Here is a 26,182-nt window from a genome sequence, read left to right on the forward strand (position 1 = left end):
TTGATGCTTTCAACACCGTGATTCGTCTATCTCCCCAAAAGCAAGGTTATGCTTTGGTGCTTGTTACCATGTGCATTTGGGGTGGTTTTACCCTAACTGCTCGGCTGAATGCACAATGGCAGATCAGTGCTTGGGATATTACCGCCTTACGCTTTGCTTTGGCTTTTTGTATTTTAATGCCGATTCTTATCTGGAAAAAAGATACGGCATTTTTATGGAAAAAAGAGCCTTTTATTTTGGCAATGATTGGTGGAGTGGGCTATTGCCTGACTGCGTATAGTGCTTTTCATTATGTACCTGCTGCGCATGCTGCCATTTTTTTGAATGGCTGTATTCCTGTTTGTACCGCCATTGCTGCTTGGATGTTATTTCGAGTGCCTTTTGACCGCCATACATGGATCAGTATTGTAATTATGCTGACCGCCATTGCGGGTATGAGTGCGCTGATGTATCAAGAAACAGGTGTTGCCTTTGGACTTGGGGATGGACTATTTTTTATCAGCGCTATTTGGTGGGGTGTGTTTACGGTTTTATTAAGACAATGGAAGCTTTCCGCTTGGCATGCTATGGCGGGTGTCGCAATTTGGTCGGCAATCGTCTATGTCCCGATTTACGTACTGTTTTTCCCGAAACAACTCAGCACACCTGAACCGATTCATTTATTGCTGCAAACTATTTTTCATGGAGTGTTTGTGGTGATCATCGCAACACTTAGCTATGTCGAGGCAATTAAGCGTTTGGGAGCATTCAAAACTGGCAGTATTGTGACCTTGGCGCCGTTTATCGCTGCGATTCTTGCTGTCCCTTTATTGGGTGAACCTTTGAGTTTAGCAATTTTATGTGGCTTGGTGGGTATGGGGATTGGTGCTTTGCAACCTTGGCGTTGGTGGGCCCGACCTGACAGCTTAAAAGCTCAACTTGAACAGCAAAAACAACAGTCAGATTAATTTGCTTACTGCATCGCTCGCTTTAAATACTGCTGATGCAATACTTCAAGTTTGCTATACAAATGATCTAAATGCCCATCATTTAGCACAATGTCATCGGCTAGGCGTTGTTTTTCAGCACGTGGCATTTGTGCTTGAATAATTTTATGAATTTGCTCAACCGTTTGACCATCACGTTGTGAAGCACGGTGAATTTGTAGGGCTTCAGTAGCATCAATCAATAATGTATGTTGGGTCAATTGATGTTGATTGGTTTCAAACAAGAGTGGTGAAACCAAAACCACGTAGGGGCTATTGGCAGCATTTAATTGTTGAATAATCGATTCACGAATTGCAGGGTGGGTGATTTTTTCAAGTGCTTGTCGTGCACTTGGTTCTTTGAAAATGTGTTCACGTAATGCGCGACGATCTAGTTCGCCATTTTCAAGTAAAACCCAATCGCCAAAGTGTTGTTGAATTTGCTTTAAGGTAGGCTGTCCTTTTTCAACCACTTCACGTGCAACAACATCCGCATCGACCACAACAATGCCTTGGGTCTCGAACCACGCACTGGCTGCAGACTTGCCACTGCCAATTCCTCCTGTTAGACCCAAAACAAAACGCATGTGCTGTCCTTATTGTCCCAAATATACTTTCATGATTTGCTCGCCCCATAAAAAGGCAATCCAGCCCGCAATGGCGATATACGGACCAAATGCAAAGGGTTGGTTTTCTTTACGCACTTTTAACAGAATAATGCCAATAATAGCCCCAACTAAGGACGATAGCAGCACAATCAGGGGTAACATCATCGGCCCCATCCATGCACCTAAAGCGGCAAGGAGCTTGAAGTCACCATAGCCCATGCCTTCTTTGCCTGTGACGATTTTAAACAGGTAATACACCACCCATAGACATAGGAAGCCAATTACATAACCCCAAATTGCCGATGTCGGTGAGGTATAGATGGCATAGCTGTTGACTGCCAAACCCAGTGCAGCCAAAGGCAGGGTGTAACGGTCTGGCAAGAGTTGTGTATCAAAATCAATGAAGGTGAGTGCAATCAAGGTATAAGTGAGCAGCAAACCAAACAGCATTTGTACAGTTGGGCCAAATACCGCAAGCACAATCAGAGCGCAAATAGCAGTTAATACCTCAATCAGTGGATAACGTATACTGATCGGGTTTTGGCAGTTGCCACATTTACCGCGTAATACCAACCAACTCAGCACAGGAATATTTTGATACCAACGAATTGGGTTGTGACATTTGGGACAGGTCGATGCAGGTTTGCTGAGGGTGATTTTACTTTCATCAATAATGGCTTGTTCAGGATGTAACAACATTTGGCAGTCGTTACGCCACTCCTGTTCCATCATTTTTGGGGTGCGATAAATCACCACATTCAAAAAACTGCCAATACATAAACTAAAAAGTCCAACTGCGATATAGAGCGCAGTTGGATTTTGGATCAAGTACGCGATTAATTCTGTAAGCAATTTACTCAGCCTTTAAAATATAATTAGCCAACAACTGAACCCATTTGGAAAATAGGTAGGTACATAGCAATAACTAAACCGCCAACTAAAACCCCTAAGATTGACATAATCAACGGCTCCATCATTGAGGTTAAGCCATCTACTGCGTTGTCGACTTCGTTTTCATAGTGGGTTGCGACTTTATCCAGCATGGCATCTAGCGCACCTGATTCTTCACCAATGGCGACCATTTGCACCGCCATAGAAGGGAATTTATTGGTGACACGCATGGCGAATTGTAGCTGCTGTCCTGTCGCGACATCATCACGAATTTTCATCACGGCTTCTTCATAGACCACATTATTGGTTGCCCCAGCGGTAGATTCCAAGGCATCAATTAAGGGTACACCAGCAGCAAAAGTAGTGGCTAAAGTACGGCTATAACGTGCAATAATCGCTTTATAGACCAAGTCACCAAAAATAGGCGCTTTCAGTGCCGCTTTGTCTAAGAAGTCACGGAATTTTTTACTGCGTTTTTTAGTTTCCAAGAAACCTGCAATGATGACCCCAATCACAATAATCAGAATAAACCAGTATTTCTGCATCCATTGTGACATGTTCACCACCATTTTAGTGAAGGCAGGCAAGTCCGCACCAAAAGAGCTAAACAACTCTTCAAACACAGGTACGACTTTCACCATCAAAATAATGGTCACAATCACGGCCACCACAATGACCGTTGCAGGGTATTTCATGGCTTTTTTAATTTTTTGTTTGAGTAACTCACTCTTTTCTTTATAGATCGCGACACGATCTAGCATGGTTTCTAGGGCACCCGATTGTTCACCAGATTCGACCAAAGAACAAAATAGGTTGTCAAAATATTGAGGATATTTACGCAATGCGCCAGCAAAGGTATTCCCGCCTTCCACTTCACCTTTAATGCCTAAAACCACTTCACGCATGGCGGGGTTTTCAAGACCTTCGGCAACAATCTCAAAGCTTTGTACCAAAGGCACACCTGCTTTCATCATAGTGGCAAGCTGACGCGTGAAAATAGTGATGTCTAAGGTCGACACCCGTTTTTTCATTAAGCCTTCAAGAATATTCTTTTTCTTTTGGCGAATCGTCTTGATGGTAATCCCTTGTTTACGCAATGTAACCTTTGCCAAGGCCATATTACGCGCTGGAATTTCCCCTTTTAACTTAGCCCCTTTGCGGTCAATCCCTTCATAAACGAAGGTGGGCATCATCTGTGCTTTTTTGACAGCCATGCGTATTTATCCTTATTTTAAATTTTACAACTATTCACTGGTCACACGATTGACTTCTTGCAATGAAGTCACCCCCTGCATGACCTTAAGTAACCCCGAACGACGCAGATTGTTAAACCCCGATTTTGCTGACGCATCAGCAATTTGGATGGCATTACCATCCTCCATAATAATTCTAGAAATTTCTGGTGTGACTTTCATCACTTCATAAACACCAACACGTCCTTTATAACCTTCACGGCATTCAGAACAGCCTACAGGTTGATAGACCTGAAATTCTGGATTGCTCAAATCGGCTTCAGTAAAGCCCATTTCCAATAAGCTTTGTTTTGGAATATCGGAAGGAGCTTTGCAATGCGGGCATAGGCGTCGTGCCAAACGCTGTGCAATGACGAGGTTTACCGAAGTTGCGATGTTAAAGGAAGGAACGCCCATGTTGCGTAAACGCGTTAAAGTTTCTGGCGCACTGTTGGTGTGTAGGGTAGATAAAACCATGTGACCTGTTTGGGCAGCTTTAATTGCAATTTCTGCAGTTTCAAGATCACGAATCTCACCCACCATGACAATATCAGGGTCTTGACGTAAGAAAGATTTCAGGGCGGCAGCGAAGGTTAAGCCTACTTTATTGTTGACGTTAACCTGATTGATGCCTTCTAAGTTAATTTCCACAGGGTCTTCGGCGGTGGAAATGTTGGTATCTTCTCTGTTTAAGATATTTAAGCCTGTATATAGCGATACCGTTTTACCCGAACCCGTTGGACCTGTAATCAGTAACATGCCTTGCGGTTTTTCTAAGGCTTCCATGAACAATTCTTTTTGTTCTGGTTCATAGCCCAAAGCGTCAATTCCTAGCATCGCGCTAGATGGGTCAAGAATACGCAGTACAATTTTTTCACCGAACAAGGTTGGCAACGAGTTCACACGGAAGTCGATGGACTTGTTTTTAGATAGTTTTAATTTAATACGACCATCTTGCGGGACACGCTTTTCAGAAATGTCCATTTGGGACATCACTTTTAAACGTGATGCCAAGCGGTTAGCTAACTGTAAGGGTGGGGTGGCAATTTGACGTAATACACCATCGACACGGTAACGCACTCGATAGGTTTTTTCATACGGTTCAAAGTGTAAGTCCGAAGCACCCATGCGAATTGCATCAATCAGTAATTTGTTGATGTATTTAACAATTGGGGATTCATCACCCTGCGGTTCATCTTCTGCAGCTTGTTCTGGTTCGCTGTTACCATCTTCAAAGTTGAGATCGAAGTCATCATCTTCAAATTCAAAAGCAGACTCACTCGCAAAGTTTTGTTCAATCAGTTTTACCAATTTATCGTGTTCGACCACAATGGCTTCAATATTCATTTTACTGTTGAAACGAATAGCATCCATTGCTTCGATATTGGTCGGGTTACTGGTCGCAACGTAAAGCAGGTGATTGCGCTTAAAAATAGGTAAAAGGTTATATTTGCTGAAAAGCTTTTCATCAATGCCTTCACGCACGATGAGCGCAGAGTCATACACGCTTAAATCAAAAATAGGTTCGCCAAACTCATTAGAAATTTTTTCAGCAATGATTAAAGGCGCGATATTTAGGTTTTGAATGAGATGGGGAACAATATCAACATTATCTTTTTGTGCGGCTTTAATGGCAGTTTGCATATTTTCAGCAGAAACGAGCCCATCTTCGACCAAACGTCGAATAAAACCTGTAAATCTAGGTGTAGCTTGTTGTACTGACATTCCCCAACGTCCTCAAAATCAAGATTGTTTATAATTGGTATCTTAAAATTATACTTTTGTTGCACAAAAATACCATATCTGAAAGTGCTGTCACCACCTAAGTATCGCCTAAAAGCATGAACCAGTTACATTAATCTGCTAAAAAAATTGTAAGTCCTGCCATGAAAAGATACTTCATGCAGCAGTTTGATGCAAAGCTTGTACAAAAAACTCAGCAGAAATGTGATTTGCGTGTAGAATGTGCGCGATTAAATGAATTGTTTTTGCAGGTTATTCTATGTCGGCTACGACGATTAAGCCTTGGGTGGTTGGCAATTGGAAGATGAATCCGATGCATGCCGATGCTCAGCAACTTATTTCTGAATTTAAAACATTATTACAAGACAGCCCTGTAGAGGCTGAAAAGTGTCATTTGGGGATTGCACCTGTCACTTTGGCTTTGACACAAATTCAAGCTGCATTGAGCGAAGCAGTACGTCCTGTCTATACCGTTGCACAAGACCTTTCCCGTATTGCGGGTATGGGTGCCTATACGGGCGAAGTCAGTGCAGAATTGCTGAAAGACAGTCAAATTGATTATGTATTGGTTGGGCATTCAGAACGTCGTGAACTTTTTGCAGACACACCAAGCATTTTGAAAGAAAAAGTTAAAAATGCCTTGCAGGCAGGTTTGACAGTTATTTATTGTGTGGGTGAAAGTCTGCAACAACGTGAAAGTGGTCAGGCAGAGCAAGTTGTTTTGCAACAAATTTGTGATATTGCTGCCGTGGTTGAGGCTGAGCAATGGCAACAGATTGTGATTGCCTATGAACCTATTTGGGCAATTGGCACAGGCAAGACCGCATCACCTGAAGATGCGCAAAGCATGCATGCAAAAATCCGTGAAGGTTTAAGCCAAATCACCGCTTATGCTGTGACTCTACCGATTTTATATGGTGGTAGTGTAAAACCAGAAAATGCCGTAGAGTTAGCAGCCTGCCCAGACATTAATGGTGCTTTGGTCGGTGGTGCATCTTTAAATGCGGCATCGTTCCATCAAATTGCGCAAGCCTTTGCAAATACACAATAATGAGGAGTTCAGCATGCAAACATTTGTGCTGGTAGTACATATTATCTTAGCCATTTTAATGATTGGACTAATTTTGGTTCAGCATGGTAAAGGTGCAGATGCAGGTGCTTCTTTTGGTGGCGGTGGTGCGGCAACCGTATTTGGTGCGTCAGGTTCAGGCAACTTTTTAACCCGTTTAACGGCAATTTTAACAGCCTTGTTTTTTGCAACCAGTTTAACTTTAGCGGTGTTTGCCAAGAAACAAACCACAGGCGCATATAGTTTGCAGACTGTACAAACGACTGCACCTGCACAGCCTGTATCGCCTGAAACTTCACCAACTGCGCCTAAAAGCGCTGAATAATTTTATTTAGCACTTTCTTTTTTCGCATGATGCGACTAGAATGCGTCACAGCTGCGGTGGTGGTGGAATTGGTAGACACGCTACCTTGAGGTGGTAGTGCTTTCGGGCGTGGGGGTTCAAGTCCCCCCTTCCGCACCAACTTATAATCCAGAAAACATAAGTTGGTGTTAAGCAGCAAATCTGTTGATGCGGGATGGAGCAGTCTGGTAGCTCGTCGGGCTCATAACCCGAAGGTCGTTGGTTCAAATCCAGCTCCCGCTACCAATCAATCCTAAGCTTATCGTGAATTAAGCGTAGGCAACTTAAATTATTTTAGGTTGAGATAAGTATTTACATGTTGTTGCGGGATGGAGCAGTCTGGTAGCTCGTCGGGCTCATAACCCGAAGGTCGTTGGTTCAAATCCAGCTCCCGCTACCATTTTTTAATGGTTTGGTAATGCCTGTTTTGATTAGTTGATTGTCCGTCTGGCTCAGCTCTTGATAACTTGGCGAAGGTGGTTGGCTCAATTCAGCTTCCGCTACCAAAATCTGACTAAGGTGCAACTTAAGTCAGGCAAACATGCTAAGTTTGATTGAAAACTTATTCATTTTTGTATATAATATTTGCACGTTGATGCGGGATGGAGCAGTCTGGTAGCTCGTCGGGCTCATAACCCGAAGGTCGTTGGTTCAAATCCAGCTCCCGCTACCAAGTTTCTAATGGTGTGGTACGTTAGTTTTAGTTGATTTAACTCAGCACAATAAACTAGCAAAGACGGTTAGATTTAGTCTGATCCCCGCAACCAAGTTTCTAAAGAGGCTCACAACTAGGTGGGCCTTTTTGCACAGTGGATATTGGTCTTACTGTGCAAGAATAGGGGCGATTACGCCCTTTTTTATTGGCTATCGTGTAGTGTCGATACAAGCCGTGCGCGGCCTAAAGTCAAAGTGTCATGTTTCACTACTACTATAGTTTGTATGAATGTGTAGTGGTCAAATAAGACCATTGAACCGCAGCAGAATGACGAGAGTAAATGAAGCTATCAAATAAAACTCAAGCACTTCAGGACTTAATTGCGCCAGCAGTGCAAGCATGTGATGTGGATCTTTGGGGAATCGAGTTTATTCCACAAGGTAAGCGTTCTTTGTTACGTATTTATATCGACAAAGCTGTCGATGAAAATGCAGAACCTGTCTTAAATGAAGATGGCGAATTAGAGCAAGGTCGCGGTATTGGTGTACAAGATTGTGTACGTGTAACCCAGCAAGTTGGTGCAATGCTTGATGTGCATGATCCAATTTCAGGTGAATATGCGCTTGAAGTGTCATCACCGGGTTGGGATCGTCCATTTTTCCAATTAGAGCAATTGCCTGCGTATATTGGGCAAACCATTGCGTTACGTTTAATCAGTGCTGTAGAAAACCGTCGTAAATTTCAAGCGAAATTGGTTGCTGTAGATCTGGAAAATGAAACCATTCAGGTCGAGGTGGAAAAACAGCAGGTATTGGAGATTGACAGTCACAATATTGATAAAGCAAACCTGATTTACCAAGATTAATCAAATTAATAAGAATCTGAACGAATAGGTGACTTATGGCACGTGAAATTCTTACCGTCGTTGAAACGGTTAGTAACGAAAAAGGTGTAAGTCGTGAGGCAATTTTTGAGGCGCTTGAACAGGCTCTTGTTGCTGCGACGAAAAAGAAATTCTACGAAGGCACAAACTCAGAAGAAGCACGTTTACGTGTGGAAATTGATCGTAAAACAGGTGACTACAGCACTTTCCGTCAGTGGGAAGTGGTGGCAGATGAAGATCATGAAATGCCTGCATGCCAAGATGCAATTTCTGATGTAGACCCTGCAAAGTGGTCAATTGGCGATATTCGCGAACTTGAAGTTGAGTCAATTGACTTCGGTCGTATTGCTGCGCAAATTGCCAAGCAAGTGATTGTGCAAAAAATTCGTGAAGCAGAACGCGCATTGGTTGCAGATGCTTATGAAGCCAAAGTAGGCGAGCTGATTTACGGTGAAGTAAAAAAGCAAACCAAAGATGGCTTTATTATTGATTTGGGCGACAATGCAGAAGCATATTTGGCGCGTGAAGAAATGATCGCCAAAGAAATTTTGCGTCCTAAGCAGCGTGTGAATGCAATTTTGTACAGCGTGAACCGTGAAGGTCGTGGTGCACAATTGTTGTTGTCACGTGCCAAGCCTGAAATGCTGATTGCATTGATGAAAAAAGAAATTCCAGAAATTTCTGAAGAAATCATCGAAATTAAAGCAGCAGCGCGTCAGCCGGGTGTACGTGCAAAAATTGCAGTAAAAACCAACGACCATCGTATTGACCCTGTAGGTGCATGTATTGGTATGCGTGGTACACGTATCCAAGCGGTACAGCAAGAGTTAAATGGTGAGCGTATTGATGTTGTGGTGTGGTCTGATGATCCAGCACAATATATCGCCAGTGCTTTAGAGCCAGCCGATGTATCGGGTATTGTGATTGATGAAGAAGAACGTACTGCCGACATTATTTTCGCAACCAGCGATCAGTTGGCACGTGCCATTGGTTCACAAGGTCAAAACGTACGTTTAGCCTCTGAACTCACAGGTTATAAGCTGAACATGATGCTTGAAGAAGAGTATCACGCACGTCAGCAAAATGAAGCGCAACAATACTTAGACTTGTTTGTTTCACGTCTAGACATTGCTGAAGATTTGGCGATGGCATTGGTAGAAATGGGCTTCACTTCATTAGAAGAAATTGCGTATGTTCCTGCGGAAACATTTGACGAAATTGATTTAGATGAAGAACTTGTTGAAATGTTACAAGGCCGTGCCAAAGAAGTGGCTTTGGCAGAAGCATTGCAACAGCAAGAAAATATCCAAGATCCGAGTGAAGAACTTCTAGCAATGGAAGGCATGACACAAGAGATCGCTTATGCGCTTGCCGCTCGTGGTGTCATTACAGTTGATGATTTAGCTGACCAAGCGACTGACGATATCGAAGATATAGAAGGTTTAGGTACAGAAAAAGCGGGTCAATTGATTATGAAAGCGCGCGAATCATGGTTTAACTAGGAGGTAATATATGACGGACAAGTCGATTAAAGAGTTAGCGCTCAGTGTAGGTCGTCCAGTTGAGAAACTCCTGGAACAGGTTCGTGACGCAGGTTTACCACAGCGTAACGCTGACGATATTATTTCCACGGAACAACAAAGTACCCTAGTGAACCATTTAAAAAAGGTTCACGGTCAAGAGGGTAAAGCAGGACAAATCACGTTGAAACGTAAAACCACCAGTACCGCTAAAGTGGCAAGTACTTCGGGCAAAGCGAAAACGATTAATGTAGAAGTTCGCAAGAAGCATACATTTGTAAAGCCAGATCCTGAACAGATTAAAGCGGAAGCACTGGCAAAAGCACAGGCGGAAGCAGCTGAAAAAGCGCAAGCAGAACAGCAAGCACGTGACGTGGCAGAAAAGAGCAAAGCGAAAGCAGACGCGCCTCAAGCAGGTGCCGCAAAAGCGAAACAAGCTTTAGATGCAATGCGTGCAGCAGCCAAGCAAGAAACAGCCAAGCAAGAAGTTGCAAAAGCTGCGGTTGTGGTGAAACGTAAGTCAACCAACAAGCCAATTGTGAAGCAAGCAGTGAAAGTCACTGAAACACCTGAGCAAAAGAAAGCGCGTGAAGCGCAAGCAGCTCAGTTGAAAGCGACTGAAGAAGCAGCACGTCGTAAAGCTGCTGAAGAAGCGCAGCAACGTACGCTTGAGCAAATGCGTCAGATGGCATCTAAATACTCAAATGAAGATGCAACCGCTACCATTCGTGTGGTAGATGATTCTCCATTGGCGGCTGGTCTTGTGGGTCAGGCTTATGAAGATTCATTTGCCAAAGAAGACCGTGAAATCAAGCGTGGTACCAGCACCACCAATACACGTTCACCGAAAAAAGGTGGTCGTCGCGGTCAGGAAGAACAGTCTTTCAGCCAAAACTCACATAAACGCGGTTTGAAAACGAGCCAAGCCAACAAGCACGGCTTTGAAAAACCAGTTAAAAAACAAGTTTATGATGTAGAAATTGGTGCAACGATTGTGGTTGCGGACTTGGCTGCAAAAATGGCAGTTAAAGTACGCGAAGTTATTAAATCACTCATGAAAATGGGTGAGTTAGTTACGCAAAACCAAGCGATTGAGCAAGAAGTTGCAGCACTTGTAGTTGAGGAAATGGGCCACAACCCAGTTCTAGTATCTGATACGCAAGCTGAAGATAACTTACTCGAAGCGGCTGAAGAGGCACGTGGTGTTCAAACGACACGTCCACCAGTGGTGACCATCATGGGTCACGTTGACCATGGTAAGACATCATTACTTGACCGTATTCGTCGTGCCAAAGTGGCTGCAGGCGAAGCGGGTGGTATTACCCAGCACATTGGTGCATACCACGTACAAACCGATAAAGGCATTATCACCTTCTTAGATACACCGGGACACGCAGCGTTTACTGCAATGCGTTCACGTGGTGCGAAAGCGACAGATATCGTGGTATTGGTCGTTGCGGCAGATGATGGTGTGATGCCACAAACTGCAGAAGCCATTGACCATGCGCGTGCAGCGGGTACACCAATTATTGTTGCCATTAACAAAATGGACAAAGAATCGGCTGATCCAGACCGCGTATTGAATGAATTGACCACCAAAGAAATCGTACCTGAACAATGGGGCGGTGACGTACCTGTTGCAATGGTTTCGGCGCATTCAGGTCAAGGTATTGATGAACTTCTTGACTTAATTTCAATTCAAGCAGAAATGATGGAATTGAAAGCATCTGAAGAAGGTGCAGCGCAAGGTGTGGTGATTGAAGCGCGTGTAGATAAAGGTCGCGGTGCAGTGACGTCAATTCTGGTACAAAACGGTACTTTGAATGTAGGTGACTTGGTACTTGCAGGTTCATCTTATGGTCGCGTACGTGCCATGACTGATGAAAACGGTAAGCGTATTAAATCTGCAGGTCCTTCAATTCCAGTTGAAATTTTAGGTTTACCTGAAGCGCCAATGGCGGGTGACGAAGTTCTTGTTGTAAATGACGAGAAGAAAGCACGTGAAGTTGCCGATGCGCGTATGGATCGTGAGCGTCAAAAACGTCTTGAGCGTCAAAGCGCAATGCGTCTTGAAAACATCATGGCATCAATGGGCAAAAAAGACGTTCCATTTGTCAATGTGGTATTGAAGACCGATGTACGAGGTACTTTGGAAGCCTTGATTGTTGCATTGGGCGAGTTGTCTACCGATGAAGTACGTGTACGTGTGATTGGTTCAGGCGTAGGTGCGATCACCGAGTCTGACGTTACGCTTGCAGAATCTTCAGAAGCTGTATTACTGGGCTTTAACGTACGTGCTGACAATACTGCGCGTCAAAAAGCCGATGCCGATGGTATTGACATTCGTTACTACAGCATCATCTATCAATTAATTGATGATGTGAAAGATGCGATGAGCGGTAAGCTTGCACCTGAACACCGTGAAACTATTTTGGGTGTTGCAGAAGTGCGTGAAGTGTTCCACTCAAGTAAGTTTGGTGCAGCTGCAGGTTGTATGGTACTTGAAGGCGTACTTCACCGTAACAAACCAATTCGCGTATTACGTGATGACGTGGTGGTATTCCAAGGTGAGCTTGAGTCACTTCGTCGTTATAAAGACGTGGTGGAAGAAGTTCGCGCAGGTATGGAATGTGGTCTTGCAGTAAAAGGCTATAAAGACATCAAACCACTTGATAAGATTGAAGTGTACGATGTTCAATTGATTAAACGGAGTCTTTAATGGCGGGTAGTCAACGTCTGAAGCGTATGGCGGATACAGTACAGCGTGAGCTGTCAGAACTGATTCGCCAAGAGCTGAAAGATCCACGCTTAGGTGGTCTTGTGACCATCTCTGCAGTGAAGGTGAGCCCAGACTTAGGATATGCGGAAGTGTACGTGACCGTCATGGGACGTGAATTAGGCGATGAGCAAAGCGAAACGGCAAATAAAGAAACCTTGGATGTGTTGAATAAAGCATCAGGCTTCTTGCGCCATGAGTTAAGCCGTCGTATTAAGACACGTATTACCCCGCGTTTGCGTTTTCACTACGATAAAACCAATGCCTATGGTAACTATATGTTTGGTTTGATTGCAGAAGCAGTCAAAGATTTGCCACCTGTAGAACCTAAGCAAGATGATGAATAATCAGATCGAGAAATTCTAAAAAAAATGCCACCTCAGGGTGGCATTTTTATTTAATTTTTTTAGTTTTTCTTATATACAAGACCAGGAAATTTTTGAGAAAATTTATTTATCAACTTATCAGTATTACCAATACCCCAATTTCGAGCTACATAATATTCAGCATTTTTATAGATTAATTCAGGGGTGCCATTCGCTTTATATTTTCTGTATTTGATTTCATTTTCAGTGAAGTCATCTTTCTGTTTCAATAAAAAGAAACTACAACTCTTATCTTCTTTCAAATATTCTATAATTTCATCATCAATAAGATTGTTGGCTTGAAGTAGTAAAACGGTTTGAAGACCAATATCAGACTTTTTGAAATTTTCACAGAAAACTTTTCCTTGATAAATAATATTAAAAGTACTGCGATCTCTGTCGGAAGAAAGGTTATCTAGTGCAGTACGAATACTATCGCGAGTATCTTTTTCCTGTTCGGGGTCGGAACTAATAGCATATAATGATGCTAAAATTAATTTTTGATTTTTATTCCAGAAACTTGTGAGAAGTTTTCGTTCTTCAGAGCCTAAAGCCATAATCAGTTCCTCTTTATGTGAATCAGTTTGTATTTCGATTGCTGGCTGACTGAGAGATTTTAAATACTCAATAAGAATATTCTTTGTCTGCTCAGAAATGTTTTGTTGTAGAGCTGGTTCAATTACATAATCAACAATGGATTGATAATTAATTTGAATAAACTCTTTACAGTTACACTCAGGTTCATTTAATTCTATGAGTTCCAATGTTGATATTGGGGTTAAGTAAATATAAAAAGTAGTTTCAGGTTGTTTTTGTATCGAGTCAAAATAATCAAAATATTTTGTAGTTTGATCATTATTTTCTTTGCTTTCTACTTTGTTTTCAATGATAAGTTTTACGATATAAGGCGTATCTGAAACAATAAGGGTTAATTCAATATATAAATCTAATCTGCCAATATTCTCAATGTGAAATTCGGAGTGAATGGATACTTTTTGAATTATATAATCATCAGTTGCGAAGGCATTGTATAAGTGGTTGTATGTCTTTTTTAATTTATCATTGCTGAAAATTAGTAGAATATCTAAAAGCTTTTTTATTGAAAATTCATTTAGTCCATGACTTTCATTAGGATTAAATAGCCACGCAAAAAAATTACTATGACTTATTTCTCTACGGCTTACGCCAAGAATTTCCGAAAAAGATTTTGAATAATAAAAATTTTCTAACTTTTGAGAGCTTGGATCATTTTTAAATCTAATAATTTCAGTACGAATTTGTTCTAACGTAAAATTTTCAGTCATATTTTAAATATTTTTAAGCTACTCATTAAATGTATATGAATGCTAAATCGAATGTGTAATTCATTGCAAGTCTATGATCATAATAAGTTTATATAAAATGATCATTCATTTTAAATGATCATTTTTATGATTTACTTTCTTTTCATAAAAGGTACGGCGCCGTTGGCGTTGCCATGGCAACGGACGCTCTAAGGTTTCAGGCACATTGCCACTCATCGAACGTAAACGTAAATGCAGTGCTGCCTGTGCCATTAAATTGGCAGAAACAGGCGCGGTAATAAACGCAAATAGGGTGATTAATACTTCTGCAAAGCCAAATCGTCCTTCAAATGCCGCATAAATAATGGCTGCAATTAAGAAACTGCCTAGTCCTAAAGTGCTGGATTTTGTAGGGGCATGCAGTCGCATAAATAAGTCGGGTAGGCGAACCATGCCAATGCCGCCGACTAGCATAAAAAATGCGCCAATAATTAAAAAGAATGACACTAAAATTTCCATGAGTAATTGCATGTTCATTCTCCTTAATCAATCACATGACCACTGGTGAAGTAACGCGCCAGTGCTGCAGTAGACACAAAGCCTAGCATCGCCACCAATAACGCACCTTCAAATAATGAGGTACTGGTCCAATAGATACCCAGAACCACCACCAAGCAGGTCGCATTTAAAAACAAGGTATCCAAGGCCAACAGGCGGTCTACAATTGAAGGGCCAATAATCAGGCGATATAGGCACATAAACATGGACAGCGTAATCGCAACCATGCAGATTCCAAGTGCATAAGGCAGAATCATCATTGCTTTTCTCCTGACTGTGCACCAAAAATTTCAATCAGCGGTTTTTCATAACGATTTTTGATGTCTTGAATATCTACACTTTCATCTGCAGTGTTTAAGGCATGCACCAAAATATCGCCACGGTCTTGGTCAATACCTGCTGTAACCGTGCCTGGTGTGGTGGTAATGATCATCGCCAAAATACTGTTGACCTGTTCGTGTTGTGTTTCGAGAGGGACACGGAACCATTTTGGCTGCATACGGTCTGTTGGGCCAAGTACCAGTTTTGCGACACGAATATTACAAATCATAATATCCCAGACCACCACGAAGAATAAGCGAATGGCTGCAGTCCAGTTGATGTCTGGTGTACGCGCAATAAAGGGCTGGATCAGTTTGGGAATCAAGAGCGCCAAGACCAGTGCCATCAACAGATTCCCTGCAGAAACACTATGCGCCAACATCAGCCAACTCAGTGCCACCAAGACAGATACAAACGGGTGTGGCAGCAGGTTATCCCAAAACGAAGTTTTTGGTCTCGTTTTTTGCATGTTTAGGGCTCCGCAGGTTTGAGTTGAGTATCGCTAGGTTGCTGTGCTTCCTCACGATTTTGCTGTTGAATCTGACGTTGTTTATAGTCAGAAATATGCTCGCCTTCCAAGGTGTTTGGATCAATCACATAGGGAATTAAATGTGCATTGGTGTCAATTGCTTCGCCACCGTACTTGGTTTCAGGTAAGTACAATGGATCATAAGGTTGTACGCTAATCACATTTGCAGCACGGTCTTTTTTCAGAATCAGTGCTTCATAGGCCGCATTATGTTGAATCTGCTGTGCAGTCTTCAGCATATATTGTTGAATTGGATTGGCAAATACCACGTACAGCACTAAACCCGTTAGGAGAAAATAAATGACACGGTCATTACGGGGCGGTGCAATCGCAGGTAGTGCCTGATATTCATAATAGGCTTCAGTTTGCGCATCATCTTCAGGTTTGGTCGCGCGCCAAAATAAAATAAAGCCGACACGGGTGAATGCAATAATACTCAGCAAGCTGACCAAGAGAATAATGCCAATAATCCAGCCTTGATGTGCCATATTGGCGGTGGCTTGCAAAATAAAGACCTTGCCCAAAAAGCCACTAAACGGTGGCAAACCTGCCATCATTAAGGCAATCATGAAGTATGTGATTGCCAGTACTTTGTGTTGCTTCATTTGCGGGGCAATATTGAAGTGATCTTTAAATGCGCCACGTTGTGAGGTAATCCAGCCACACAGCAAATAGAAAGCCGCTGCAATTAAGGTACTGTGTACCAAGTAATACAGTGCAGCTGACCATGCCTGTGTGTTCATCATCGAAATGGCAATCAGGATCGTACCAATTGAAGACAGCACCATAAAACCGACAAAACGACGTAAGCGCTCTGCACCAATTGCGCCTATGACCCCATACAGTGAGGTAATTAGACCAATCGGCAGTAACCAGTCTTGTAGGATTTTATGGCTCAGCGCATCATCAAATACGGTTCCATTGACCCGCAAAATGGCATACACACCGACTTTGGTCATGATAGTGAATAAGGCTGCCACAGGGGTTGTCGCCACGGCATAGGTTTTAGGTAGCCAGAAACCGACAGGAAGCATGGCGGCTTTAATACCAAACACCACAAATAACAGTAAGCCACCTGCCACCGCAATTTTATGTGCATCAGCATCGAGTAGCGGAATCAGACGCGCCACATCGGTCATATTTAAACTGCCGACACTGCCGTAAATCATCCCTAAACCAATTAGGAACAGGGCAGAGGCTAACAGGTTGATGGTGACGTAATGAATCCCGAGTTGAAAACGTGCTTTGCCCTGACCGTGCAATAACAACACATACGAGGCCAGCAACAAGATTTCAAAGAATACGAACAGGTTAAATAAGTCGCCTGTGAGGAATGCACCGCAAAGTCCCATGAGTAGGAAATGCACCATGGTATGAAAATAGCGACCACGTTCATCCCATTTTTTGCTGGAAAACCACAGTAATGGCAAGGCAAGTGAATAAGTCAGTACCAACATGAGGGCAGACAGTTGATCTAGCACTAAAATAATGCCAAACGGGGCGGCCCATTCGCTCAAATTATAAATAATAATTTGCCCACTGCTGACTTGAATTAAATAGCTAATTGCAGTGACTAAACCGAGTGTGGCAGAAAGATAGCTAATGCCACGACGCCATGGCTGACGCCAGTCATGTGAGAGTGAACCAAAGCCCGGATTGCCTAATAGCACTAAAATAAATGCGGTAAAGGTTGGAATCAGGATGCTAAAAATAGGTGAATGCTGTAGCCAAAATTGGAGGAAATCAGTCATTATGGCTCATCCTCACGTGGGTCAAGCAGTGGATGTTCTTCTTTGGCATCGACGTGGTCTGTCCCTGTTTCATAACGGCTACGCAGCGCCAATTGCACAATAAATGCGGTGGTGGCAAAACCAATCACAATTGCGGTTAATACCAAGGCTTGTGGTAATGGGTCGGTGACTTTTGAAGCTTCAGTCAAAATTGCAGGTGCATTGAGCTGAATACGCCCCATGCTGAATAAGAAAATATTGACGGCATAACCAATCATCGCCAAGCCCAAAACCACAGGAAAGGTACGGGCACGTAAAATTAAATAGATTCCTGTCGCGACTAACATTCCAATGGCAGACGCAATTAAAAACTCAATACTAATCATTGCATTACTCCTTTGGAAGTGGGCCAGACATGCCTGAGTGACGTGAGTCGCCCAAGACAGAAATCATCAACATTACCGCACCAACCACCGTGACATACACGCCTACATCAAATAAGGCAGCCGAAGCGAGGTGCATTTCACCAATAATCGGAGGATTGACATAAATATGTGCGCTGGTGAGGAATGGACGTCCCCAGAACCATGCGGCAAGTCCTGTCAGACCTGCAATACTTAAACCCACGCCAATCCAGATTTCGTATAAACGTCCAGATTTAGCTTTGAGCATTTGTTCGGTGTGGTCTTGACCAAGCGCAATGTATTGGATGATCAACGCCATTGCGGTAATTAAGCCCGCAATAAAGCCACCGCCTGGTAAGTTATGACCGCGCAAGAAAATATACAGGCTGACCACAAGGGCGATAGGTAAAATCCATGAGGCGGTAATCCGCAGCATCAACGGTGAAGGATTAAAGCGATAGGTTAAACCTTGGGTCATGATAGTGCCGTGCGCACGCATACCATCCATTAAACACAGCGTACCAATCGCAGCAATGCCCAAGACGGTAATTTCACCAAAGGTATCGAAACCACGGAAGTCCACCAAAATGACGTTGACCACGTTGGTTCCGCCACCGAGTGGAATGGATTGCTGATTAAAGAACCATGAAATTGAATTGTGGTCGCGAGTCATAACCAGCCACGCAATCCAGCCGATACCAATGCCGCCACCAATCGCAATGAAGGCATCTCGCCAACGACGTGAACGGCTAGATTCATACGGGGTCAATTGTGGGAGCAGCGATAGACTCATCAGCAATAAAACAGTGGTGACGACATCAACCGTGATTTGAGTTTGTGCCAAGTCGGGAGCAGACAGTCCGACAAACATCATGGTGACGACCAAGCCAACTGCACCGCTGATTAAGACAGCTTTGATGCGCTCATGGTGGAACCACAGCATCATCCAACAGGCAGAGAACAGCAATAACCATAAAACAATGGCAATCATAGGCGCATGTGTGAGTTCACGTGTGCCAGTTGTTAATCCCTGATTGAATAATGGTAGCGCGACCATGAATACCGTAAAAGCAATGATCCACACCAAATAGCTTTGCAGTGAACCATTTTCGGTTTTACGTTTGATTTTGCGTGAAACTTGTAGCAAATGTTTTAAGAATAATTCAAACAGCAGTTTGCCTTGGAATTGACCTAAATGTGGGTCGAGGTCAATTTCACGGATTTTTCCACCTTTGGCGAGCGAGAAATAGAAAATGATCCCGCCAAGCAGTGCAATAACACTCATCAGCAGGGGAAGATTAAAGCCATGCCAAATTGCCAGATGTGTGCCTTCAAACTGCGACAGTTGGGTACTGGCACGAGTCGTGCTATTGACAATATGCTCGACCAATAAGGCAGGCATCAAGCCGACTAAAATACATAAAACAGCCAATAAAGTTGCGGGTGCACGCATGCCAAACGGAGGTTCGTGAGCATCTTTGTTTGGGACATCTTTACCAATTGGACCATCAAAGAAAACGCCGTGTACCAAACGTATTGAATAGGCCACTGCAAAAATACCCGCCAGTGTCGCAACAATTGCAGAAACCAACAGTACAGGGCCAGATAAGTTTGCTACCAGTTCAGTGAAGAACATTTCTTTGGACAAAAAGCCGTTGGTCAACGGTACGCCAGCCATAGAGGCCGCGGTAATCATAGTGAGGGTGGCGGTAAAGGGTAATAGTTGCCATAAGCCACTAAGTTTGCGTAAATCACGTGTGCCTGATTCGTGGTCGATAATTCCTGCAATCATAAACAGGGCCGCTTTAAAGGTGGCGTGGTTGATGATGTGGAAAATTGCAGCAGCTACTGCTAACGGTGAACCAATGCCGAGTAAGCACATGATCAGACCTAAATGACTGATGGTGGAATACGCCAATAAGCCTTTTAAATCTTCTTTGAAAATGGCAAAGAATGCTGCCATACACAGGGTAAATAGACCAATAAAGGTGACTAGGTTGTGATATAACGCTGCGCCTGCAAAAATTGGCAATAAGCGCGCCAGCAAGAAAATCCCTGCTTTGACCATCGTTGCCGAATGTAGATAGGCAGAAACAGGCGTGGGTGCAGCCATGGCATTGGGTAGCCAGAAGTGAAACGGAAATTGCGCACTTTTGGTAAATGCACCCAATAAAATCAGCAATAAAGTTGGTACAAATAAATGATGACTTTGAATTTGTTCAGTCATCATTAAGATTTGGTCAATTTGATAGGTGCCTGTGATTTGCGCCAATAACACAAAACCACCGAGCATGGCGAGTCCGCCCATGCCTGTAATGGTCAGTGCCATACGTGAGCCGCGTTGTGCTGCCTCGTAATTGCTCCAATAACCCACCAATAAGAAAGAGGAAATACTGGTCAGTTCCCAAAAAGTCAGCAACAAAATCAGGTTATTGGAGAGCGAAATTCCCAACATGGCAGCCATAAACAGCATGAGGAGAACATAGAGTTTACTGAGCGAGTTTTGTGGACTTAAATAATAATAGGCATAAATAAAAATGAGTGTGCCGATCCCCGTGATCAGCAAGGAGAATAATAAACCAAGCGCATCTAGACGAAAGCTTAAATCAATCCCCAACTGTGGCAGCCAAGACCATGTTTGAATGATCGTTTCGCCATTAAAGACTGCTTTTGCTTGAGTCAGGAGCAGAATAAGACTGCTCAGACTGACGCCAATCGCCGCTAAAGCCGTTACCCCGCGTGAAAATTGTTTCAGCCACGAGACAAGGGTTGTGCCCAGTACTAACGGTAACAATATAATAATCGGTAGCACACTCATATCCATTGTCGTGAATAGGTTGAAAACCTAAAGGATGAATCTTATCTTCCAAGGATTACAGGACAGCAACACACCATCCAAAAGATTCAATCTTGAAAGCCAATCAGTCGTGTCAGTAAACACGTAGTCTATTGTTTTGATGAGCGTATTGTCGCAACTTAAACTCAAAACAAGATCATGCAAAAATAATTTTACATGGCTAGGCGGCTCAAGCAGCAAAAAATATGCTGATCTTTCGCTGACGATGCAGCGAATAAGGTTGTGCTTGGTTTGGTTAAAGCTGTGTTAAAAATATTTAGATGCGTCAATCTACAACCTAGTTGAACTATGGATGAAGTTGATCTGCATCTGCTGCATTTTTACAGCATTCACCGTGTTTGAAAGGTCAATAGACACTATTCAAGGTATAAAAAAAGTTGTATTGCGCAACTTTAAAAACTACAGCAAAATCGGATTTTACTATAAAAGTTCAAAATTAATCTGATTTTATTACATGAATAAAACAACATCAATTTATTTTGCATACAGCAAAGTCATTATATACCGTCTGTTATATGCGGGATAAAGTATTTCCTTGCTTTTTGCCCAAGTATGCGTTGAAAGACTTCGGCAATTAAGATTCAGGCAATTGATCGGGTGTTGGCTCACTATCCAATTGCTGTAAGCGTTGCAGCAATTCCTGTTTTTGTTCGGCAGTTAAATGGTTTTGAATCTGCTGCAAAATTTCAGCCGTGCCTAATTGTGTTGGGTTTTGTTCTTGTAGGCTGACGTCTTCTGTCGTGTGAGTGGTTTCTAGCACATCAGCATAAATTTCTGCAAACTGCGGTTGTAAACTTTGCCATGCGATGGGATGCAGCTGTTGATGTTCCAGTTTTAAACATTGAAAGCGTTCCGCTTGTTCCAAAAGTTCGCTGCGGTTGCCTGTGGCAATAATTTGTAAGCGCGGAAAAGCTTGATGTAAACGGGTCAGTATTTGTGCGGCCTGTTGTTGATCGAGCTGATGATCAATCTGGTCAATCAACAAAATACCATCTCCCTCGCGACACGGATACAAACTGTTTGGGTTTAGCAAACAGAGGCGACGTACAATATCGCCTACCAGAGCAATCCAGTTGCGCTGACTGTTCGACAATTGCTGATACAGCATATCTTTGCCCTGACAGCGCACCATGAGTTGTAATTTAGGCAGATGTTGTAGATATAGGTCTTCAATTTCAGGCAGCACGATTTGTAAGGCATCTTTCAGTGCTTGTAAACTCGGTGCATGCATTTGGGTATAGGCATGCAATAAGGACTGATTCAGGGTTTGTGCGAGTTCGCTTTGTTGTTGCTGATATAGCTTGTGTAAAAGCTGCGCACTTTGGGCATTTTCAATATCGGAAATTTCCCGCAACCATTCAAAAAAACGAGTAAATGTCGTGAATGGAATCGCAGCAATTTCGTAGGCATGTCCAGGTTGTAAAATCAGCGGATTATTTTTATTGAGTAAATTAACTTCATTCACGAAGCGTTCTGCAGGGTAGTAGGCAATCAGCGGTAGACCTTGCATCGGGTCATGTTTAATGGCGTGTTGATAGAGCTGCACCATTTTTTCAAGCTTGGCGGTTTCTGCTTTGCTTACTCCTACGCCGCTACTATTCAGGGTTTTATATAATTGCCAGTCACAATGTTGGGTGCTTTCAATTTGCGTGTTGCTTGATTCTGCCAAACTGCCTATTTCTGCTGGAATTTCCACACAAACATCAATTTTAGCTTGCAAGCGGTTGAACAAAATATCTTGATCTTGCATCACCAAACCCGCAGTGCGTAAGTCTTTATAGCGAGCGGCAAACCAAGTCAGTGCTTGATAACTAAATCGTAACAGCGAGGTTTTACCCGCGCTTTGGTCTGCCAAAATAAGCGTAATGGGCAGGTCGTGATAATTGAGTTCGAGTTTTAGGTCTGCAAAATGGGTGATGTGTCTGAAATGAACCGATGTAATTTTCATAGCGCACCTGCTGCAATTACCCCACCGCTTTGCGTAACGATGTCGGCATTTTTATTTTCAGTTGTTGTACCAAATCGTAAATATGATGAATATTTAAACTGACTTTAGCACGTGTGCATGCCACGTACAGTAATCTTAATTCTTCATCGCTAATTTTATGCTCTTTGTCGTTCAGTTTAAATTGGTAGTCGTCTTCAATATGTACCCGATTCCATTCTAAACCTTTGGCTTTATGCGCTGTCGAAATAATATAGTCGGCTTGATCAATTGGGGTGATTTTTGCCAACGCCCGTTTGAGTGGATTAGTACCATGATCATCCACCAGTTTGACCAAAGGTTTAATGTCGCTGCCATCGTTGGTTTCACAATATTCATGTACATCATGCCAAGAGTTAAACCATGCCAGTTCCGGAACGTCGGTCACACGTTTGCCTTGTTTGAGCATCGCGGCAGCATCCACAAAACGGTTTAAGCGCACATGGTCGGCTTGCAGACTGACTTTATCGCCATGCACTAAACCTGCCAGTAGCAGTTCCATGGCACGGGCGTTGGTACGGCATAAAATCGCATCACGCATTTTGGTATGCGGTTTGTTGACCACTTTGGAATGTAATTCTGGATTGCCCAAGAGTGGCACGGTTTCATTCAGCCCACCTAAAATGGCATTGGCGGTCAGGGCAATTTCTTCACCAAAACGGAACGATGTGGTCAGTCGTGATTCAGGCAAAGGTAATTGCTGCATGGCATTGATTGCACCACGCCAAGCATAGATTTGCTGATGCGCATCGCCCACATAAATCACTTGAGTATTACGTTGCTTGAGTAAAATGCCCAGCATGAGCGGGTCGGCATCTTGAGCTTCGTCAAACAGCACATAATCGGCAGGAATGTTGGGTTCAGACAAGGCCCAAAGTTTCAGATAAATATCGTGTCCAATGCCTGCCTGATGATTCGGGTCAATTGACTCCAACCAGCGTCGTTCTACCGCAGGATAAAGATGCTTTTGTAAGGTGTCGATGTCATCTGGATGCAACCAACTGGGTGCTTGTAAATGTCGTGGGGCAGGGTATTGCGAACTGGTCGAGCAGAAATGACTCACGGCATTGGCCACCAAACTGGCTAAACGACTTGGCATCAACACATATTTTTCATAGCGTCCGCCCATCATACGTCTAAGGGTAATCGGTTCTAAACGATACTCTTTGGCAATAAAACTTGGACTTAAACGGGGTAGGCGTAATTTGTCGGTGACTCCACGTGGAACGCTGCGATATGCAAGCGAGTGAAATGTACGACAATCGACCTGACGATGAAATTTACTTTGTGCTTCTGCGGCAATGGCTTTGTTAAATGCCAAGTACATGCCACGCCGTTCTGGCATGGCATCACTGATCATTTGTAAGGTCGTGGTTTTACCTGTACCTGCATAGGCAATCACTTTAAAAGATTTGCCCAGACGTGCATTATCTATAGCAGTGGCTTGCTCATAGGTCGGGCGAGGCTTGGTGATTACAGACACAGATCAGGGTTGGCTTTTCGCGTTAATGGCTACGGTTGGCTTTTTCAACCAAGCCTGATAAACCTTGACGACGAGCCAATTCATTCAGTACCACTTGCGGTTCAATATCGAAATAACCCAACATGACAATGCTGTGGAACCATAAATCGGCCACTTCATAAATCAGGTCATTTTTGTTGTTGGCATTGGCTTCGGTGTTGAAATCTTTGGCGGCAATAATTGCTTCCACGGTTTCTTCACCGACTTTTTCCAAAATTTTATTCAAGCCTTTATGGTATAGCTTGGCTACATAAGATGAGTCAGGATTAGCGGTTTTGCGCTCGCTCATCATTTGCCCTAAATAAGCCAAAACTTCAACCTGTTCAGCTTGTGCCTTTGATTGGCTCATGGCTAAGGTGTGAGCATTGGCGGCTTGTTCACCATAAATTTGATTCGGGTCTTTCAGCTGTGCATCTACAATTTCCCAACCATTGGCGGTGAGTTTGCGATAGAAACAAGATTCACGCCCTGTGTGGCAAGCAATTCCACCATGTTGTTCAATTTGCAGGATAATCACATCGGCATCGCAGTCCAGACGAATCTCGTGCACAGTTTGAAAGTGTCCAGATTCTTCACCCTTGTGCCACAATTTATTGCGTGAACGTGAAAAATACACCGCCTGATTTTTTTCGGCAGTCAGTGCCAAGGCTTCACGGTTCATCCACGCCACCATCAACACACGTCCTGTTTGATGATGCTGTGCAATGGCAGGCACTAATCCTTGTTCGTTAAATTTTACTTCATCGAGCCATTGCAAGTTATTCATGAGTTGTTCACCAAAATTAATTTAAATTGTATGGACGCTATTTTCTGAGCGCACGATTTTGCATCGTCCCTATAGTGTACGTGATTCAAGACAATTTACCTAAATTATCTTGCCAGATTTGTACTGTCAAAGCGTTTGCATAAATTGAGGGAAGTTTTGTTTTTCCACCATTTCCAGAAATTCATCGCCCAAACGCTGACTTTCTGCCACCGATTGTTTCCATAAGCGAATGCGCTGTGCTTGATCTAAACCTTTTAAGGTGAAGTCTTTACGATCGGGCAAACGGCCTAAAGGCAAGCTGCTTAAATATTCTGCCGAAGGTGATAGCAAGAGTGTCCGGGCCTGATTTTCAGGATTGGCTTTACGATGCTTCAACATTTTATCAAACCAGCCAGGGGTAATGCTGTCGGTAAAGTGTGGGTACAGCACAATGCCCTGACTTTGGTAAGGTAAATCTAGATGGTAGTCAATTAAGCCACCATCCCGATAACTGCCCACGGGCGCATCAGGAATGTCACGAATAGCAGACATCACCCCGGGAATAGACGCTGAGGCGAGCAGCCACGGTGCGACATTCTGCTCATTCAGGGCTTGGTAATGGGTGACAAAATCATCCTCTACCATAAACTGCTGACCTTGCGCAGGTTGGCTGATGACGCGTTGCATAAATAAGCGGTTATGTTTGCGCGCAATGGCATTGCTACCAATAATTCCAGCCACAGATGCTAGCAAAGGCAAGGCTTGGTCACTTTGGAAAATATGCTGCGCTTTGACTGAAATAACCGTGAGGTGATAGTCAGTGTGCTGAATCAGTTGTTGTTGCTGTCCCTGAATCAGTTCAAACAGCATGTTTTGACAAATCTCGGCGACTTCTTGGCGCGACATTTTTTTATGAAAATACAAGTTGGTATATAAATCGGACAGACGCTCAGTGCCTTGTTTTGCGCCCCACGCCAAAATACTGGCAAAGCGCCAACTGCCAATTGAAGAACCGACCACAGTACGACGCTTTGGGGCTTGGGCAAAAAACTCGCCAAAAATAGCTTGGTCTAAGGTAAGCGTCCGCTGAACACACCTTCTGAATTCATCCTATAAGCCTTAATTTAGTCCCCACTTAGAAACAAGTGGGGACTTAAATTTATGACTACAAATAATCAGACATCCATCGCATCTCTTGC

The 26,182-nt window shown here is 43.3% G+C and carries 21 protein-coding genes, 4 tRNA genes and 1 pseudogene; 11 read left to right on the forward strand and 15 right to left on the reverse strand.

Going from position 1 to position 26,182, the window contains the following annotated elements; all coding sequences use genetic code 11:
- Positions 1–17: 17 nt before the first annotated feature.
- Positions 18–947: a DMT family transporter gene (locus HYG89_RS02920; protein ID WP_004975858.1), complete on the forward strand. Its 930-nt coding sequence runs from the start codon at positions 18–20 to the stop codon at positions 945–947.
- A 5-nt stretch (positions 948–952) separates the two neighbouring features.
- Here the strand turns inward: HYG89_RS02920 and coaE are convergent, their stop codons facing one another.
- Genes coaE through pilB form a run of 4 tightly spaced genes read right to left on the reverse strand, consistent with a single transcriptional unit; the run spans position 953 to position 5,421 of the window.
- Positions 953–1,552: a dephospho-CoA kinase gene (gene coaE, locus HYG89_RS02925; RefSeq protein WP_178865996.1), complete on the reverse strand. Its 600-nt coding sequence runs from the start codon at positions 1,550–1,552 to the stop codon at positions 953–955.
- A gap of 9 nt (positions 1,553–1,561) precedes the next feature.
- The gene (locus HYG89_RS02930; protein WP_178865997.1) at positions 1,562–2,425 is read right to left on the reverse strand and encodes an A24 family peptidase; all 864 of its coding nucleotides are present in this window, start codon (positions 2,423–2,425) and stop codon (positions 1,562–1,564) included.
- Positions 2,426–2,448: 23 nt separating this feature from the next.
- A complete protein-coding gene (locus HYG89_RS02935; RefSeq protein ID WP_178865998.1) occupies positions 2,449–3,678 on the reverse strand; it encodes a type II secretion system F family protein in 1,230 nt (409 codons plus the stop codon).
- A 30-nt stretch (positions 3,679–3,708) separates the two neighbouring features.
- Entirely contained in the window at positions 3,709–5,421 is a 1,713-nt protein-coding gene (gene pilB, locus HYG89_RS02940) for a type IV-A pilus assembly ATPase PilB (RefSeq protein ID WP_178865999.1), read from the reverse strand.
- Positions 5,422–5,698: 277 nt separating this feature from the next.
- Here pilB and tpiA point away from each other — a divergent pair, with 277 nt between their 5' ends.
- From tpiA to HYG89_RS02990, 10 genes are all read left to right on the forward strand, one after another.
- Entirely contained in the window at positions 5,699–6,490 is a 792-nt protein-coding gene (gene tpiA / locus HYG89_RS02945; RefSeq protein WP_178318341.1) for a triose-phosphate isomerase, read from the forward strand.
- Between the two features lie 13 nt (positions 6,491–6,503).
- On the forward strand, positions 6,504–6,833 hold the full coding sequence (secG, locus tag HYG89_RS02950; protein WP_004975868.1) for a preprotein translocase subunit SecG: 330 nt from the start codon (positions 6,504–6,506) through the stop codon (positions 6,831–6,833).
- Positions 6,834–6,886: 53 nt separating this feature from the next.
- Positions 6,887–6,971, forward strand: a tRNA-Leu gene (locus HYG89_RS02955).
- Between the two features lie 49 nt (positions 6,972–7,020).
- Positions 7,021–7,097: transfer RNA gene (locus tag HYG89_RS02960), tRNA-Met, on the forward strand.
- Between the two features lie 77 nt (positions 7,098–7,174).
- A tRNA-Met gene (locus HYG89_RS02965) sits at positions 7,175–7,251 on the forward strand.
- 196 nt (positions 7,252–7,447) lie between these two features.
- Positions 7,448–7,524, forward strand: a tRNA-Met gene (locus HYG89_RS02970).
- Positions 7,525–7,846: 322 nt separating this feature from the next.
- Positions 7,847–8,371, forward strand: coding sequence for a ribosome maturation factor RimP (gene rimP / locus HYG89_RS02975; protein WP_004975871.1), 525 nt, complete (start codon positions 7,847–7,849; stop codon positions 8,369–8,371).
- 35 nt (positions 8,372–8,406) lie between these two features.
- Positions 8,407–9,891 (forward strand): transcription termination factor NusA, encoded by a 1,485-nt coding sequence (nusA, locus tag HYG89_RS02980; protein WP_154321110.1) that lies wholly within the window; start codon positions 8,407–8,409, stop codon positions 9,889–9,891.
- 10 nt (positions 9,892–9,901) lie between these two features.
- A complete protein-coding gene (gene infB / locus HYG89_RS02985) occupies positions 9,902–12,628 on the forward strand; it encodes a translation initiation factor IF-2 (RefSeq protein WP_178866000.1) in 2,727 nt (908 codons plus the stop codon).
- Positions 12,628–13,032: a ribosome-binding factor A gene (locus tag HYG89_RS02990; protein ID WP_178866001.1), complete on the forward strand. Its 405-nt coding sequence runs from the start codon at positions 12,628–12,630 to the stop codon at positions 13,030–13,032. Before infB ends, HYG89_RS02990 begins: the two co-directional genes overlap by 1 nt.
- A 59-nt stretch (positions 13,033–13,091) precedes the next feature.
- Here HYG89_RS02990 and HYG89_RS02995 read toward each other — a convergent pair whose 3' ends face one another.
- From HYG89_RS02995 to HYG89_RS03045, 11 genes and pseudogenes are all read right to left on the reverse strand, one after another.
- Positions 13,092–14,354 (reverse strand): PD-(D/E)XK nuclease family protein, encoded by a 1,263-nt coding sequence (locus HYG89_RS02995; protein WP_178866002.1) that lies wholly within the window; start codon positions 14,352–14,354, stop codon positions 13,092–13,094.
- Between the two features lie 105 nt (positions 14,355–14,459).
- A complete protein-coding gene (locus HYG89_RS03000; RefSeq protein ID WP_178866003.1) occupies positions 14,460–14,864 on the reverse strand; it encodes a Na+/H+ antiporter subunit G in 405 nt (134 codons plus the stop codon).
- An 11-nt stretch (positions 14,865–14,875) separates the two neighbouring features.
- The gene (locus HYG89_RS03005; protein ID WP_004975880.1) at positions 14,876–15,151 is read right to left on the reverse strand and encodes a monovalent cation/H+ antiporter subunit F; all 276 of its coding nucleotides are present in this window, start codon (positions 15,149–15,151) and stop codon (positions 14,876–14,878) included.
- Entirely contained in the window at positions 15,148–15,681 is a 534-nt protein-coding gene (locus tag HYG89_RS03010; protein WP_004975882.1) for a Na+/H+ antiporter subunit E, read from the reverse strand. The genes HYG89_RS03005 and HYG89_RS03010 overlap by 4 nt, the downstream gene beginning before the upstream one ends.
- 2 nt (positions 15,682–15,683) lie before the next feature.
- Positions 15,684–17,492 carry a monovalent cation/H+ antiporter subunit D gene (locus HYG89_RS03015; RefSeq protein WP_178866004.1) on the reverse strand — a complete coding sequence of 603 codons (1,809 nt, stop codon included), beginning with the start codon at positions 17,490–17,492 and terminating at the stop codon, positions 15,684–15,686.
- Positions 17,492–17,857, reverse strand: a complete 366-nt coding sequence (locus HYG89_RS03020; protein WP_004975886.1) for a Na+/H+ antiporter subunit C — start codon at positions 17,855–17,857, stop codon at positions 17,492–17,494. Before HYG89_RS03020 ends, HYG89_RS03015 begins: the two co-directional genes overlap by 1 nt.
- Before the next feature lie 4 nt (positions 17,858–17,861).
- Entirely contained in the window at positions 17,862–20,699 is a 2,838-nt protein-coding gene (locus HYG89_RS03025; RefSeq protein ID WP_178866006.1) for a monovalent cation/H+ antiporter subunit A, read from the reverse strand.
- Positions 20,700–21,306: 607 nt separating this feature from the next.
- The gene (locus HYG89_RS03030) at positions 21,307–22,680 is read right to left on the reverse strand and encodes an AAA family ATPase (RefSeq protein WP_154321107.1); all 1,374 of its coding nucleotides are present in this window, start codon (positions 22,678–22,680) and stop codon (positions 21,307–21,309) included.
- 16 nt (positions 22,681–22,696) lie between these two features.
- Complete coding sequence (locus tag HYG89_RS03035) at positions 22,697–24,199, reverse strand: UvrD-helicase domain-containing protein (RefSeq protein ID WP_004975892.1); 1,503 nt, start codon at positions 24,197–24,199, stop codon at positions 22,697–22,699.
- Positions 24,200–24,221: 22 nt separating this feature from the next.
- Positions 24,222–25,004, reverse strand: coding sequence for a bifunctional phosphoribosyl-AMP cyclohydrolase/phosphoribosyl-ATP diphosphatase HisIE (gene hisIE / locus HYG89_RS03040; RefSeq protein WP_004975893.1), 783 nt, complete (start codon positions 25,002–25,004; stop codon positions 24,222–24,224).
- Between the two features lie 126 nt (positions 25,005–25,130).
- Positions 25,131–26,057 (reverse strand): annotated as a pseudogene (locus tag HYG89_RS03045) (patatin-like phospholipase family protein); the annotation flags it as partial.
- Positions 26,058–26,182: the final 125 nt, after the last annotated feature.

The organism is Acinetobacter sp. SwsAc5, assembly GCF_013391485.1.
Lineage (GTDB): Bacteria > Pseudomonadota > Gammaproteobacteria > Pseudomonadales > Moraxellaceae > Acinetobacter > Acinetobacter towneri.